This is a genomic window from Flavobacterium sp. 1 (assembly GCF_002797935.1).
Taxonomy (GTDB): domain Bacteria; phylum Bacteroidota; class Bacteroidia; order Flavobacteriales; family Flavobacteriaceae; genus Flavobacterium.
In genome coordinates this window covers 4,746,381-4,763,573 of sequence record NZ_PGER01000001.1, presented here as the reverse complement: position 1 = coordinate 4,763,573, position 17,193 = coordinate 4,746,381, and the positions used below count along the sequence as shown (strand labels likewise).

The 17,193-nt window shown below is 35.5% G+C and carries 9 protein-coding genes; 5 read left to right on the top strand and 4 right to left on the bottom strand.

Annotation, left to right across the window (positions count from 1 at the left end; all coding sequences use genetic code 11):
* Positions 1 to 13 precede the first annotated feature (13 nt).
* Complete coding sequence (locus CLU83_RS19345; protein WP_100433120.1) at positions 14 to 3,181, bottom strand: TonB-dependent receptor; 3,168 nt, start codon at positions 3,179 to 3,181, stop codon at positions 14 to 16.
* Between the two features lie 351 nt (positions 3,182 to 3,532).
* Between CLU83_RS19345 and CLU83_RS19340 the strand changes: the two genes are divergently transcribed.
* From CLU83_RS19340 to CLU83_RS19320, 5 genes are all read left to right on the top strand, one after another.
* Positions 3,533 to 6,271, top strand: coding sequence for a glycosyl hydrolase (locus CLU83_RS19340; protein WP_100433119.1), 2,739 nt, complete (start codon positions 3,533 to 3,535; stop codon positions 6,269 to 6,271).
* Positions 6,272 to 6,283: 12 nt separating this feature from the next.
* The gene (locus tag CLU83_RS19335; protein ID WP_100433118.1) at positions 6,284 to 7,408 is read left to right on the top strand and encodes a glycoside hydrolase family 88 protein; all 1,125 of its coding nucleotides are present in this window, start codon (positions 6,284 to 6,286) and stop codon (positions 7,406 to 7,408) included.
* 72 nt (positions 7,409 to 7,480) lie between these two features.
* Complete coding sequence (locus CLU83_RS19330; RefSeq protein WP_100433117.1) at positions 7,481 to 8,821, top strand: right-handed parallel beta-helix repeat-containing protein; 1,341 nt, start codon at positions 7,481 to 7,483, stop codon at positions 8,819 to 8,821.
* A gap of 10 nt (positions 8,822 to 8,831) precedes the next feature.
* On the top strand, positions 8,832 to 11,840 hold the full coding sequence (locus CLU83_RS19325) for a sugar-binding domain-containing protein (RefSeq protein ID WP_100433806.1): 3,009 nt from the start codon (positions 8,832 to 8,834) through the stop codon (positions 11,838 to 11,840).
* Positions 11,824 to 13,629 (top strand): prolyl oligopeptidase family serine peptidase, encoded by a 1,806-nt coding sequence (locus CLU83_RS19320; RefSeq protein WP_232727191.1) that lies wholly within the window; start codon positions 11,824 to 11,826, stop codon positions 13,627 to 13,629. The genes CLU83_RS19325 and CLU83_RS19320 overlap by 17 nt, the downstream gene beginning before the upstream one ends.
* 150 nt (positions 13,630 to 13,779) lie before the next feature.
* Here the strand turns inward: CLU83_RS19320 and dtd are convergent, their stop codons facing one another.
* The 3 genes from dtd to CLU83_RS19305 all read right to left on the bottom strand — a co-directional run bounded on the left by dtd (position 13,780) and on the right by CLU83_RS19305 (position 17,097).
* Complete coding sequence (dtd, locus tag CLU83_RS19315; RefSeq protein ID WP_100433116.1) at positions 13,780 to 14,232, bottom strand: D-aminoacyl-tRNA deacylase; 453 nt, start codon at positions 14,230 to 14,232, stop codon at positions 13,780 to 13,782.
* Between the two features lie 86 nt (positions 14,233 to 14,318).
* Entirely contained in the window at positions 14,319 to 15,296 is a 978-nt protein-coding gene (gene rsgA / locus CLU83_RS19310) for a ribosome small subunit-dependent GTPase A (RefSeq protein ID WP_100433115.1), read from the bottom strand.
* A gap of 145 nt (positions 15,297 to 15,441) precedes the next feature.
* Positions 15,442 to 17,097: a hypothetical protein gene (locus CLU83_RS19305; protein ID WP_157802149.1), complete on the bottom strand. Its 1,656-nt coding sequence runs from the start codon at positions 17,095 to 17,097 to the stop codon at positions 15,442 to 15,444.
* Positions 17,098 to 17,193: the final 96 nt, after the last annotated feature.

Here is a 17,193-nt window from a genome sequence, read left to right as displayed (position 1 = left end):
AACTTATTATTTATTAAAATCCAACTTCAAGTCCCATAACAAAACTTCTGTTATAAAATGTTGCATTTACATCAAAATCGTACCAGCTCAAAGACTGATAAATATTGCAAGGATTTATTGCCTGAGCATATAATTTCATATTTGCTAAACCAATTTTAGAAGCAAGATCTTTAGGGAAATTATAACCCAAAGAAATATTACGAAGCTTAACAAATGCTGCATCTTTGAATCCAAGAAGCGCAGAGTATGCATCCTTTGAACCGGCTGTAGCCTGTCCAAGAATAGGCTTTTGGAACTCTGCACCTGTATTTGTTGGTGTCCAATAATCCGTTTCACGCTGATTCGAATGAGCTGTCAACGCTTCTCCTCCTAAATTTGCGGTATATCCCATACGACCAAACATTTCAACACCCAATTCAAAACCTTTATAACTAAATGAGTTATTCCAGCCCATTGTCCAATTAGGATTGCTGTTTCCAAGAACTACTCTATCAGCTTCTGTCATTTTGTAATCCCCATCTTGGTCTTTAGGGCGAACATTACCTACCGTAAATCTATCTCCGCCAGGGACAGCATTCCATTTAGCCATTTCAGCAAGATCCTCAGGAGTGTTTTGCCATATTCCAAGGTTATCATAACCGTATTGAACATCAATAGATTTACCAATAAACCATTTACTGCCTACCATGTCATTTTTTCCATAAGCCAATTCTTCTATTTTATCTTTTTGCCAAGCACCAATCAAACTAGTTTCCCAACTAAATCCGCTTTCTAACTGCACCGGAATTAAATTAAGTGTAAGCTCAACACCTTTGTTACTTGTCTTGCCCATATTGTCATATGTTGAAGGATAACCTGTTACTGTAGAAATAGGCACATTCAAAAGCAAATCACTTGTATAAGTTTTATAGGCCTCAATACTACCGCTAATTCTGTTGCTCAAGATACCAAAATCAATACCCAAGTTATATTGCGTTGTTATTTCCCATCCAAGCTGCTTATTAGCCATTGCAACTAAGTTCGTTGGAGTTGTATAATATGGTTCGTTAGTAGTATAAGCTATTTCGTTAGGCATCCCATTGAAAGGAACGTACACTGAAGTAAGGGAGCCTTTTGATGCATAAGGATCTACACTTGCACTCCCTGTTGAACCAAAACCTAAGCGAAGTTTTAGGTTTTGAACCCAATTTACATCTTTAAAAAAATCCTCCTTATTGATGCGCCACGCAAGTGCAGCCGATGGAAAAAAGTCCCATTTAAATCCTTCTGCCAACTGAGAAGCCGCGTCATAACGCCCTGACATTGTCAACAAGTAGCGATCATCATATCCATAGCTCACACGACCCAAGTAGGAAGTCAATTGGCGCTCAGTAATTCCAGAACTAATACCTACTTTATTAGCAGCATTAGTAACATCTACAGTACCGAAAGCATTCCATGTAAATTTTGAATAAGGTATATTATTGGCATTCATCGATGAATTTTCATAATTCCAAGATGATGCAGACTGTACAAGTGTAACGCCAAAATTGTGTTTCTCTGCAAAAGTACGGTCATACGCTATTATATTATCTAAAGTCCATGAAAAATCACGGCGGTTTTGAAGCCTTGCATAATTTGAGCCAGGAATTCCTCCCGCCCCCATTTTATTTACAGATGTTCCATCAATATAAACACCCTCTCTCCAATGACGGAAATCAGGCCCAAAATTTAATTTATAACTAAGCCCTTTCAATGGCTCCCAAATCTTGCCAATATTTACAGCAGCAGAGAAGCTACCTAAAATACGCATCGTTTGTGACAATTGAGTACTTTTGCTCCATTCATCCATAATACTATAAATAGTGCTTTCACCTCCAGGATTGATTAATAAGTTACCATTTGCATCATAAGGAACCGCCATGTTATAAATTGATTTGGCAGCTAAATAGATTGAATTAGGTCCCGAAGTACTGCTTGCTCCCAAAGTTGACATACCATAATCTTGCTCACTCCAAGACGTATTCAACGATAAAGACATTTTGAACCAGTCAACAGGAGTAATATTAGTGCTAAGTTTTGCACTGTAACGCTTATATGACTGCCCTTTTTGAGTACCTTCATTATTCAAATAACCAAATGAACCATAACTGTTCACTTTATCTGATCCACCACTAGCACTCAAAACGTGTTCAGTTGTAATTCCTGTTTGGGTTACAAAATCTGTCCAATCTGTATTCGTTACTTTAGATGGATCCCAAGTGCCACTAGCCCAGCCTTTCAATACATTATCCCTTGAAGTCTGTCCATCGAGTGCACTGTCAAAAATCAATTTGTCGTTTGCTAACGTAGGAGCATCCGGGCTTGCATAAGTTGTTGAGTTAAGATTGTATGCGGCCGTACGTCTAAAATTTATAAAATCTTCAGCACTCATTGAAGGTGATCTGTCAACAATATCAGATGTAGTAATCGTTCCCGAATAATTCAAGCTGAACTGACCAGATTTACCTTGTTTTGTAGTAACAATAATAACCCCATTAGCTCCACGAGATCCATAAATAGCTGTTGCAGAAGCATCCTTAAGGATGTCTATGGTTGCAATATCTTTTGGATTAAGCGTTTCGATGCCAGAACCGGACATCAAAGGCACTCCATCCACTACATAAAGTGGATCACTACCTGCGCTTACAGATCGCTTACCACGAATACGAATTGTTCCAACAGTACCTGGACGCTGATTTGATGTAATATCCACACCAGCAGCTTTACCTTGTAAGGCCTCAATCGCATTATTTACAGGTCTAGAATTTAAAGCTTCTGAACTAATACTCGATACTGATCCTGTTACATCTTTCTTTTTAACAGCAGCATATCCAATAACTACAACTTCATTAAGGACTGCACTCTCTTCTCTTAAAGTTACATTTAAAGCATCTGAAGTTGCAACGACTCTTTCTACTGTTTTTGTTCCAGTAAAACTAAAAACTAAAACGTCCCCAGTTTTAGCGTCAATAGAATAATGGCCATCAAAATCAGAACTTATTCCTTTCGCAGCTCCTTTAATTTTCACATTTGCTCCAGGAATTGGTAATCCAGCAGGGTCTGTAATTACTCCTTTTATAGCTTTATTTTGCGCATAAGTTACCGTTTGTAGCAAGGCAAACAAAACCATAAAAACCCAAACACTTGATTTATTTTTCATAAAAAGTTAAATATTGGTTAATTATTATTAATGCCCAAAATTATTTATACTATTTATCCTTACTATCCTGCTGTATCCTGCAGGATGACAAGATTTTTCTTTATAAAAATTCATAACAAAACAAACTCAATGTTAAATTATTCATAACAAACTACTTAAGCGCTATTTAGAATTGTTCGAAAAAAGGAATAATTTTCTATTTATTTTATAAATTAAAAATCATAAAAAAAATGAATTTTAGAAAAAATCTAATTCTATCAAACAGGACGCAACAGGACACCTATTAGAACACATAATTCTATTTTTACTTTTCTAAATATCCATAATTAATCAAACACTAATTAACCATATATGATACTCAGAAAAGCTAGTTTATTTACAGTCATAACTGTAGCTTTTATTGCTGTAGCTTCTGCACAAACAGTATCTAAATTTCGTCTGCAGGAAATAAACAATACCAATCAGCCTTGGGCTCGCTGGTGGTGGATGGGAAGTGCCGTAGACAAACCCAATCTCAAAAAAAACTTAATAGATTTTCACAAAGCAGGAATTGGCGGTGTAGAGATTACTCCCATATATGGCGTAAAAGGCGAAGAGAATAACTTCATTGATTATTTGTCGCCAAAGTACATGGAAATGTTAGGTTATACCGTAAAAGTTGCAGACAGCTTGGGTATGCAGGTAGATATGGTTCTTGGAACGGGCTGGCCATATGGAGGTCCGCAGGTTACACTTCCTTATGCGGCAACTAAATTAGTCATTGAAAAATACCAAGTTCAAAAAAATGAACTGTTTAATAAAGAAATAAAAACAGATCCCGAAAAGGAGAAAATACCCGCACAATTATTATCGGTTTTAGCTTATGGCGCTGATGGATCTTATTTCGATTTAACAAATCAATTAAAAGGAAATATCCTGAATTGGAAAGCAAAAAAGAAAAACTATACTCTTTATGCCGTTTTTGCCGGCAAAACTGGACAGCAGGTAAAACGAGCAGCGCCAGGCGGTCAAGGATATACCTTAGATCATTATTCAGAAATTGCCTTTAATTCTTATATAGTTCCTTTTGACGAAGCATTAACAGGATTTGAAGGAAAGTTACGAGCCATTTTTAACGATAGCTATGAAGTATATGGAACCGATTTCACTCCTTTGTTTCTACAGAAATTTGAGAAACGCAGAGGGTATGATTTAAAAAAGCACCTTCCGGAACTGTTAAGTGACAACGACAATGAAATAGGCAACAGAATAAAAAGTGATTACAGGGAAACTATTTCTGATTTATTACTGAATAAATTTGATCTGCCTTGGACAAAATGGGCTAACAGCAAAAATTACAAAACCAAATTACAGGCACATGGCTCCCCTGGAAATTTAATCGATTTATACGCTTCTGCAGATATTCCAGAATGCGAAACCTTTGGCTCTATGCCTTATGATATTCCGGGTTTTAGACGTGAAAAGCAAGATATCCGTGAAGGCGATGCCGATCCTGTAATGCTAAAATTTTCATCATCTGCCGCACACATTTCTGGAAAACCATTAGTCTCTTCAGAATCATTTACATGGTTGAGAGAACACTTCAAGACTGCCTTATCACAATGTAAGCCCGAAGTAGAAGATTTATTTTTAAACGGAGTCAACCATGCTTTTTTACACGGTTCTACTTACTCTCCAACTAGAGCAGCATGGCCGGGATGGGAGTTTTATGCTTCCGTAAATTTTAACAGCAACAACACCATTTGGGAAGATACTTCTAGTTTATTCTCTTATATCGCCAATTGCCAATCTTTACTGCAGCAAGGAAAACCGGATAACGAAATTTTATTGTACTGGCCTATTTATGATGTTTGGAACAAATACGACAAAGGCTCTTTGTTTATGCAATTCAAAATTCACTCATTATCCGAATGGCTTTATGGAACTTCATTTTATGATACTACTAAAAATTTAATGAGCAAAGGATATGGTGTCGATTTTATTTCGGATGCTTTTATAAAACAAGCGATTGTAAAAGACGGTGTAATTGTTTTACCAGGGGGCAGTTTCAAATCGTTGGTTGTTCCTGTCTGCAAAACAATGCCTTTGGAAACATTAAAAAAATTAATCGATTTAAAGAAAAACGGAGCCAAAATTATTTTTGAAGGACTCCCAGAATCAGTTCCTGGATTTAATGAATATGAAAAACAAAATGCAGAGCTTCAAAAATTAATAGCTGAGAATAAAAACTTGACTCAACCTACTTCAGATATTTTACAAAGTTTGAGCTCAGAAAACATCAACCCTGAAAGCTTAGTTAATACAGGGCTAAAATTCACAAGAAGAACCCTTGACAATGAAAAACTGTATTATTTAGTAAATCATACCAACAAAACTATTGACGGAATGATCCCATTGCAAATTGGCAATAAAGAAGTAGTTATTTATGACCCGTTAACGAATCAATACGGTAATGCAATCGTTCAAAAATCGGATAATCAAACACTGGTAAAATTACATATCGAAGCAGGAGAGTCATTGATATTAATTACAGAGAATGCACCAAGTGCACAAAAATGGAACTATTGGGAAACGGCAGCTACCGCAATTCCTTTAGATGGAAAATGGCAATTGAATTTTGACAAAGGAGGACCCGAACTTCCACAGCCTGCAACTTTAACAACCCTGGAATCTTGGGCAAAATTATCTCCGCAAGCCGAAGCTTTTTCCGGTTCTGCTACTTATACTTTACAATTCGACAGTCCAAAAGTTACCGCTGACAATTGGAGTTTAAACCTTGGTGATGTTCGCGAAAGCGCAAAAGTTTGGTTAAACGGCACTTATATTGGCACGGCTTGGTCTGTCCCTTATAAACTAAATATTGGCAAACTGAAACCCGGAAAAAACGAACTTAAAATTCAAGTCACTAATCTGGGAGCCAATAGAATTCGCGATATGGAACTCAAAGGGATTGAATGGAAAATATTTTATGAAATCAATATGGTCGACAAAGATTATAAAAAGTTTGACGCAACCAAATGGGATCCAACTCCTTCTGGATTGTTAGGTCCAGTTTCTATTACTCCTTTAAAAAATGAAATCAAGAATTAAAAATTACCAAAAATGAAAAAAATAGTTTTATTTATCACGGCAATTTTAGCCTATACCACTGTTGCACAAGCACAACAACCATTTGACAAAAAAACAGTCTTATCTCAAATGGAATTGGCTAATAAATATTTTATGGACAAATGGCCTGATACTGGAAAAACCATTATTACCAACAAAGAGCGTCCCAGTAACATCTGGACTCGTAGCGTGTATTATGAAGGATTGATGGCATTACACGAAATCTGCCCAAAAGACATCTATTATAACTATGCTTACGATTGGTCAGAATTTCATAAATGGGGTTTTAATGGCGGGAATACAACTAGAAATGCCGATAATTATTGTGCTGCACAAACCTATATCGATTTGTATAATTTAGAGCCAGATGCAAAAAAATTAAAAAATACTAGAGCAAATATTGCAATGCTGCTCAATACGCCTCAAAATAATGATTGGTCATGGATTGATGCAATACAAATGGGAATGCCTGTTTTTGCAAAAATGGGTGTGCTGGAAAAAGACAACCGATATTTCGAGAAAATGTATGAAATGTACATGTTCTCTAGAAATAATCATGGCGATCATGGATTGTTTAATGCAAAAGACGGATTATGGTGGAGAGATGCTGATTTCGATGCTCCCTACAAAGAACCAAACGGAGAAGATTGCTACTGGAGTCGCGGCAACGGCTGGGTAATTGCCGCTCTTGCAAAAGTGCTGACAATAATCCCAAAGAATGCTCCTCATAGAGATCAATATGTAAAAGATTTACAAGCGATGGCAAAAGCCTTAGTGCCAATTCAAAGAGCAGATGGATTCTGGAATGTGAGTTTACATGATCCTGCTAATTTTGGAGAAAAAGAAGCTTCTGGAACCGCTTTGTTCGTTTATGGCATCACTTACGGAATCAACAGCGGAATTTTAGATAAAAAAATCTATTTGCCAGTTATCCAAAAAGCTTGGACAGCATTAACAATAGAGAGTCTGCATACAGATGGATTCTTAGGTTTTTTACAATCAACTGGAAAAGAGCCAAAAGACGGTCAGCCATTAAACTATGATAAAATTCCAGATTTTGAAGATTATGGATTGGGTTGTTTCCTGTTAGCAGGATCCGAAATTTATAAGATGAAATAGTACTAATGATTAAAATAGTAAAAAGGGAAGTTTAGTGGCTTCCCTTTTTAATAAATATTAATTTACATCATTATGAAATATAGATTTTTACTTGTCCTCATTTTTTTGAATAGCTTCCTTTTGTCGGCCAAAGAATTTTATGTTGCCCCTCAAGGAAATGACACTAATGATGGTAGCATAACTAAACCCGTCGAGACTATAAAAAGAGCGCAGGAATTAGCCAGTTCTGGAGATATTGTTTATATAAGAGGCGGACTTTACGCAATGAGAGAAGAGCAGATTGCTGAAAAAAAAGGCATTTGGGCTTATGTTACTAATTTGGATAAAAACGGTATTTCTTATTTTGCCTATAAAAATGAAATTCCGGTATTTGATTATAAAAATATTAAACCCGAAAATTATAGAATAGTGGCATTTTTGCTAAGCGGTAATAACATTCATATAAAAGGCATTGAAGCAATAGGCATTCAGGTAACCATTCAAAAACACACCCAATCAGAATGTTTCGAAATTAGAGGAAACAATAATACATTGGAACAAATAAAAATGCACGAAAATATGGCAATCGGAGTTTATATGCTGTCAGGTTCAAACAACCTGATATTAAATTGTGATTCTTACAATAACTGGGACTCTGTTTCCGAAGGAGGTAAAGGCGGAAATACTGATGGTTTTGGCGCTCACCTTAAAAAAGGAAGCATCAATAATGTTTTTAGAGGCTGTCGTGCTTGGTTCAATAGCGACGATGGTTTCGATTTAATAAATAATGCCGAACCTGTTTTAATCGAAAACTGCTGGGCTTTTTACAATGGCTACTCTTCAGATTTTGTAAGCCGTGCTGATGGAAACGGATTTAAATCCGGCGGTTATGCCAAAGGCAGAAATCCTTATAGCAACCTTATTGCTAATTTTACTCCAATTCCCAAAAACACAATCCGCTTTTCTCTGGCTGTTGGAAATAAACAAGGCGGTTTTTATGCCAATCATCATTTAGAGGGAAATTATTGGCACAATAATACGGCTTATAAAAACAGAGTAAACTATGATATGCTTAACTGTCTGGCATTAAACCCAACCGATTTTGGAACTGATGGTCCAGGCTGGAATCACGAATTGGCAAACAACTTAGGCTTTGCTGCTAAAGTAAAGGAATTAGGAAACATTGATAAATCACGCTGCGTGTTGAAAAACAATTATTTTGATTTAGCGGATAATTCAGTTACTGCTTCTGATTTCTTAAGCCTTGATGAAGCTTTGCTGACCGCACCAAGACAAGCAGACGGAAGTCTTCCTAATAATGACTTTTTAAAGTTAGCACCTTCAAGCAAACTTATAGATGCAGGAACCAATATTGGATTTCCATTTAATGGCAAAGCTCCTGCTTTAGGATGTTTTGAAAAAAATAAACAATAAAATAATACCTATGATAAATGTTTTAAAACGCTTTTTTTGTGTTTCGTTATTTTTAGTTTTCTGTTTTTCTGCTTATTCCCAAGAATTCAGCAGAAAGAAATACAATTTTAATTCGGATTGGAAATTCAAGGCAGAAGACCTAAACGGAGCAGAAGCAATTGATTATAAAACTGCCGATTGGACTTCCGTAACGCTTCCCTATGCTTTTAATGAAAATGAAGCTTTCAAAAAAGACATTACACAGCTAACTACTGGAATTGTTTGGTATCGAAAGAAATTCAAACTGCCAGAAGACGCAAATGATAAAAAAGTTTTTGTCGAATTCGAAGGTGTTCGTCAAGGTGGCACTATTTATGTCAATGGGCAAAAAGTCGGGCTTCACGAAAATGGAGTAATGGCTTTTGGATATGACATTTCAGCATTAGTAAAACCATACCCAGCCGAAAACACTATTGCTCTTCGTATTGATAATGACTGGAAGTATAAAGAACAGGAAACCGGATCTACTTTTCAGTGGAATAATAATAATTTTAATGCCAATTATGGAGGAATTCCAAAGAATGTTTACCTTCATTTAACGGGTAAATTATACCAAACGCTTCCGTTGTATTCTACTCTAAAAACAATTGGAACTTATGTTTATGCTTCTGACATAAATATTACCAAAAAAACAGCTTTAATAACCGCAGAAACCGAAGTTAAAAATGAATATCCTACAGCTAAAACCTTCACTTATGACGTACAGGTTTTTGACCTTGAAGGTAAAAAAACAGCTGATTTCTCAGGATCAAAAACAATTTTAAATTCTGGTGAAACCAAAATTATTAACGCATCAAAAGAATTACAGAATCTGCATTTCTGGAGTTGGGGTTATGGGTATTTGTACACTGTAAAAACCATTTTGAAAATTGACGGTAAAGAAATTGATGCCGTTACTACCAAAACCGGTTTTAGAAAAACTGCTTTTAGAAATGGTGAAGTGGTGTTAAACGACCGTGTGCTTCAAATGAAAGGCTATGCACAGCGCACCAGCAATGAATGGCCTGCAATCGGAATGTCTGTACCAGCTTGGCTGAGTGATTTCAGCAATCAAATGATTGTAGAGAGCAATGGAAATTTAGTACGATGGATGCACGTTACGCCTTGGAAACAAGATGTAGAATCTTGCGATAGAGTTGGTCTAATCCAAGCCATGCCTGCTGGTGATGCCGAAAAAGATTCAAAAGGAGCACAATGGACGCAGCGCGTTAATTTAATGCGCGATGCCATAATTTACAATCGAAATAATCCGAGTATTTTATTTTATGAATCAGGAAACGAAGTAATCAGCGAAGAACACATGCGCGAGATGAAAAGTTTGCGCGATACTTATGATCCTTTTGGCGGAAGAGCTATCGGTTCTCGCGAAATGCTGGACAGCAAAGTAGCAGAGTACGGCGGTGAAATGCTGTATATTAACAAAAGTGCCGGCAAACCTCTTTGGGCAACCGAATATTCCCGAGACGAAGGCTTGAGGAAATATTGGGACGAATTCTCTCCTCCTTTCCATAAAGAAGGAACAGGCGGTACAAACCATTCCAATGTTAACGGATCAAAAGTGGCAGATGCCAGTTCATATAACCATAATCAAGATACACATGCCATCGAAAATGTAACGCGCTGGTTTGACTATTATCGAGAACGTCCAGGAACTGGAAAAAGAGTAAATTCTGGTGGCGTAAATATTATTTTTTCGGATAGCAACACTCATTTTAGAGGTGCAGAGAATTACAGAAGAAGCGGAGAAGTTGATGCAATGAGAATTCCAAAAGACGGTTTCTATGCACATCAGGTAATGTGGGACGGCTGGGTAGATATCGAAAAATACAGAACCCATATTATCGGACACTGGAATTATACTAATGAAGTTACCAAAAATATTTATGTGGTCTCTTCAGGAGCTAAAGTGGAGCTTTTTGTTAATGGTAAATCCAAAGGTTTTGGCAGGCAAAGCACACAATTTTTATTTACTTTCGAAAACATTCATTGGGAATCCGGTTCAGTGAAAGCGGTCAGCTATGATGCCAATAATAAAGTGCTGAGTGAAGATCAGAAAACAACTTCGGGAACACCTTTTGCAATTCGATTAACTCCTCGTACCAGTACACAAGGATTACTGGCAAACGGCGCTGATGTTGCTTTGGTAGATGTCGAAGTGGTGGATAAAAAAGGAAATCGCTGTGTTCTCGATAACAGTTTAATCGAATTTTATTTAAACGGAAATGCTGAATGGCTGGGCGGAATTGCTCAAGGTCCAGATAATTATATTTTATCTAAAAATTTACCTGTGGAAAATGGCGTAAACCGAATTATGATTCGTTCTACTTTGAATGCTGGCGAAATTACTGTTTCGGCTAAATTTAAAGGGCTGCAGTCCGCTAAAGTTATTTTGAAATCAAAACCTTTCTTAACCAAAGACGGACTTACAGAACAATTGCCTAGTGATAAAACGCCTTCTTATTTAGGCAGAGGCGCAACACCGGAAACGCCTTCGTATACTATAAAAAGAACGCCGGTTTTTATTAGTAGCGCAACAGCAAGTGCAAATGCCGATGATGCGAATAAAAGCTATGATGATAATGAATTGACTGAATGGGCCAATGACGGAAAAATCAGCACTGGGAAAATCATCTATACTTTAGCCGAACCAGCTATAGTAAATGAAACTGTAGTAAAATTTACAGGCTGGCGTAGTAAAAGCTATCCAATTCGTATATTGGCAAATGGAAAAGAAGTGTATCAGGGCAATACAGAACAGAGTTTGGGCTATATCACTATTCCGTTAAAACCAGTATTGGCAAAAGAAATAACAATTGAACTGACAGGATCTAATTCTGAAAAAGATGGTTTCGAAACTATTGTTGAAGTAGATCCAAACAAAGAATTAGATTTATTTAAAGATAAAGAAGCAGCGAAAACCAAAGGACAGCTGCGTATTGTAGAAATAGAATTTTATAAAAAGAATGATGAACAGAATTAACAAAATGATACTTTTTGGATCAATACTTTTTTTAGGATTGTCCATCAATAGTTTTGCGCAGGAAAGCGCAGCATTCCCATTATGGAATCAAATTCCCGGAGCTATTAAAAATGAAGCTTACAAAGAAGAGCCTCGACTGGACGCTCAAGGAATTCGAACAGGAATCAGAAAAGTTACTGAGCCAACTTTAATGCCTTTTTTGGTCGAAAATAATTTAGGCAAAAATGCTGCAGTTATCATTTGTCCAGGTGGCGGTTATGGTGTTTTGTCGATTGACAAAGAAGGAATAAATGTTGCAAAATGGTTTAATTCGATAGGAATTTCTGCTTTTGTGCTTAAATACCGCCTGCCTTCGGATGATATTATGACAGATAAAACCGTTGGTCCTCTCCAAGATGCACAAGAAGCAATACGAACATTACGCCAAAATGCGGCAAAATGGAATCTAGATGTTGCTAAAATTGGAATCATGGGATTTTCGGCAGGAGGTCATTTGGCTTCAACCGCATCCACTCATTATTTAGATAAAGTATACGACAGTAAAGAAGATATCAGCGCACGTCCTGATTTTTCTATGCTCATCTATCCAGTAATTTCAATGGAAGAAGGAATCACTCATAATGGTTCCAAAGAAAGCCTTTTAGGGAAAACAGCTTCTGCCGAACTGATTGCTAAATATTCAAATGAAAAAGAAGTAAACGAAAATACGCCTCCAACATTTTTAGTTCATGCAACAGATGATCACGCTGTTCCTGTAGAAAATAGCATTAATTATTATTTGGCTTTGAAAAAAAATAAAGTTCTTGCCGAGATGCATTTGTATCAAAATGGAGGTCATGGTTTTGGTTTGGGCACAAAAGGAACAAATACGGATTGGCCGACTGCCTGCAAAAAATGGCTGATAGCCAATAAATTTTTAGACGAAAAGCCAACTTATTTATTTTCTTATTTTAAAGGAAACGGAGAAGACGGACTGCATTTTGCCTGCAGTACAGATGGCTACGAATGGCAATCTTTGAAAAATGATACTTCTTTTTTAACTCCCGAAGTTGGAAAAGACAAGTTAATGAGAGATCCATGCGTTATTAAAGGCGGCGACGGATTGTTTCATATGGTATGGACAGTGAGCTGGACAGATAAAGGAATTGGATATGCTTCCTCCAAAGATTTAATTCATTGGTCTAAACAGGAGTTTCTGCCTGTAATGGAATACGAAAGTGGCACACGTAATACTTGGGCTCCCGAAATCACTTTCGATGAAAAGTCAAAAACCTACATGATCTATTGGGCTTCTACAATTGACGGTAAATTTTTGGAAACTAAATCCGAAGAAGAGAAAGGATACAATCACAGAATCTATTATACAACAACAAAAGATTTTAAAAAATTCAGCAAAACAAAACTGCTTTACGAGCCTGGATTTAATGTGATTGATGCCACTATTTTAAAACAAGACAAAGGTTATGTAATGTTTTTAAAAGATGAGACAAAAGTACCTGTCCAAAAGAATCTTAAAGCAGCATACAGCGATAATCTGACTGGACCTTACACAAAAGCAAGCGCTCCAATTACTGGAAATTACTGGGCTGAAGGACCAACAGCAATAAAAATTGATAACAATTGGGTTGTTTATTTTGACAAATACACCCAGAAAAAATACGGAGCTATAAAGCAAACTGAAACGGGCTGGGATGATATTTCAGATAAAATCTCATTCCCACAGGGAACGCGCCACGGAACTGTAATTAAGGTTAGTCCAGAAATTATTGCCAATCTGAAAAAAGAGTAATTAATTTATCGGGGGCAGGATATGCTGTGAACATAAATTTTTATCAAACCATTAAGATATTAAGATTAATTAAGAAATCTTTTAAACCTTAATTTCCTTAATGCCTTAATGGTTAAAAATTAAAACAATACTAAATTGTTTTACCTTTTATTACTCCCTGTTTTTACTGTCAATGATAATTGTAACTGGACCATCATTGAGTAATGCCACTTTCATATTGGCACCAAAAATTCCGGTTTGAACTTTCTTGCCCAATTCCTTTTCGATTTGTTTTACGAAATTTTCATACATCGGAATGGCAACTTCAGGTTTTGAAGCTTTTAAGTATGATGGACGGTTTCCTTTTTTGGTGGAAGCATGAAGAGTAAATTGAGAGACAACGATTATATCGCCCTGAATATCTTTTACCGAAAGATTCATCACGTCGTTTTCATCCCCAAAAACACGAAGATTAGTTATTTTTTGGCAAAGCCAATTAGCGTCTTCTTGAGTATCTGCATCTTCAATTCCTACCAAAACCAATAATCCTTTTTGAATATCGGCTACAATTTTAGAATCGATGGTTACGGAGGCAGAGGAAACTCTTTGGATTACTGTTTTCATTTTAAAATTCAATTATAACAAAAAGATGCACTGCTGTGCATCTCTACAATTATTATTTTATCCGAATTGACATTCACAATTCACAACTATTTCCTAGTTTCATCACTTGCTTTTCGCTCTTCATCATAAGAATCAACGCGGTAATGCTCATCGTCTCCTTCTAAAATTTTAAGGTAACTGTTGTAACGAGACCAAGCGATTTCATCTTTTTCTAGAGCTGCTTTTATGGCGCAATGCGGTTCTTCTTTGTGCAGGCAATTATTAAATTTACATTGGTCTTTCAACTTAAAAAACTCTGGAAAATAACCGCTGATTTCTTCCTTTTCCATATCAACAATCCCGAAACCTTTGATTCCCGGAGTATCAATTATTCGAGCATTGAAACTCAAATCATACATTTCGGCAAAAGTCGTAGTGTGCTGTCCTTGCTTACTGGCTTCAGAAATTGTTTTGGTTTTTAGATGTAAAGAAGGTTCTAAAGCGTTGACCAAAGTTGATTTTCCAACTCCCGAATGACCTGAGAACATAGTCACTTTTCCAATCATCAATTGTTTCAACTCCTCTACTCCTTTATTTGCAGTAGCGGAAACCCGCAGGCATTGGTATCCAATTTCCTGATAAACGTGCTGCATATACAGCTGTTCGTCTAATGTAGCGTCATCAAAAGTGTCGATTTTATTAAAAACCAATATCGTTTCGATTCCGTAGGCTTCGGCAGTTACTAAGAATCTGTCTATGAAATTAAAAGTAGTTGGAGGATTGTTTATGGTTACCAAAAGAAAAACACGATCAATATTCGAAGCAATAATATGCATTTGATGCGACAGATTCACCGATTTTCGAACGATATAATTCTTTCTGTCGTGAATTTTATGGATTGTCCCAGTAACAGTGTCTGATGTTTCTTCAAGTTCATAATCGACAATATCGCCCACAGCAATTGGATTGGTGCTTTTAATCCCTTTAATTCGGAATTTCCCTTTCATACGGCATTCTATAAAATCGCCTTGTTCGGATTTTACGGTGTACCAGCTTCCTGTAGATTTATAAACGAGTCCTGTCATTATTTGATTTAAGAAATTAAATTTTAGATTAGATTAGACACCTAAGACTTTGCAAAGATAATCAGTTTGTTTTAGGTTTAAATATTTAAAAGCATGCAAATATTTAATAAAAAAGGTTGTGAAAGAATCACAACCTTTTAAAATTTTATTGTTCTAAAATTAACCTTCCCAGTTTATCTTGTTTTTTTCTTGATGAATACAAAATAAATTCACTTTCATTCTTTCTATAATAAACTCCTGGACGAAGTACTAATTCATTTTTTACAACTTCTTCAGGGTCTTTTCTGGTAATCGCACCTTTATCATCAAATATAAAAAGAGATGGAACTGAATTATTATAATTACCTAGTGCTTTTATTTTTTCAATATCAGTAATTCCTTTGTTTTTAATATTATCATTAAAAATCACATTCAACTTACCATCACGATACATTGGAATTGCTCCAAGATATTCAGGTCCTTTTCCTAAATCAACTAATGGTATGTTTAAAGATGCTCCAACAGTAAAACTCCCATTTCCTCCTATAGCCCCTAATGACAAAGACATTGTAGTAATTGATGCCACTTGTTCTTTTGGCAAAACGTTACCCCAATCCAATGACCCATCAGGATTTAAAGACGTTACTATAATTTCGTTTTTGATATAGGTTACCGGTGTAAATTGCAATGGTCCAAATCCAGCACTTTTACCATAATACACAAGTTGTAATTCTGATAGAACAATTAAACCCCCATCATTTCTTTCAATTAATGTTGTAATATTATAAAGTGGCTTCACATCTTTTCCGTTTTTTGCTCTTCTCTCCCCTAATAATTTAACTTTTGTAGCATAGTCAAACTCATTAAATATTACTTTGGGAGTTACTGAACTTGCAAAATCTATTGTTGCATTATAAACTCCTTTTAACTCTTTATTCGCTTTACCATTTTCGCGGACACTCGAATAAAATCCAACAAGTTTTAATGTGTTTTTTAATGTAGAAATCATTTTACAGTTAATGATTTCTTTTCCTTTTATATTGATATCAACAACTTCTTTTTTATAAGCATTTGCTTGTTTGAAAGTATGAATCTGAAATTTCTCAATTTGCTCTTTCTTTTTAGAATCTCTATAACTTTCATTAATAACTAAAAAAACATCATTTTGAAAATTTAATTCAAAATCTGAAATAGTAAATTCATAATCTTTTTTACTATCATCAAACTTTACTTTTTCAGCATTTGCAAAAAGTACATTTAATTTATTGTCTAGTAATTTCACTTCGTATTGAACAGCATCTTCTTTCGAGAATAAAGAGGTATGCATAACCAACAAGTTTTTTTCATCAGGTGAAAGCTTAAAATAAAACATTCCTTTTTCTGATTTTTTTTCAACAACAGAGTTAAATAAAAGGATTGATTTTTCGCCTAAAACACCTTTATCTGATACTGGTACTCCTACCAAATTAAACATTTTTTCCTTTCTATTATAAACACTCCCAATAGCATATAAGTTTTCGTTTAATAAATATATTTCTTCAAAATCAACTTCTTTGTCTTCAAGTTTAGGAATGACAATAGGATTTGAAGAAATTATTTTCATTGTTTTTGATTCGAAAATCTTCAAAAAATAATCTTCTTTGCCTGCAATCGCTAAAGCATAAATTTTATCATTGGATTCTCCAATAATTTTCACGATTTTTTGATTATCGTCTGGTAACTCTTCACCATAAGTCATATTCAGTTTATCAATTTTGTTTTGCGCAGACAAACTCATACAAGACAAACCAAACAATAAAAAAGCAAATGTAATTTTTTTCATTTTTAAATTTTTAATAATACTAATAAGATATTTTTTTTTAAATAACATAAAAAAACCTTCTGCATGACACAGAAGGTTCATTTTATTTAACAATAT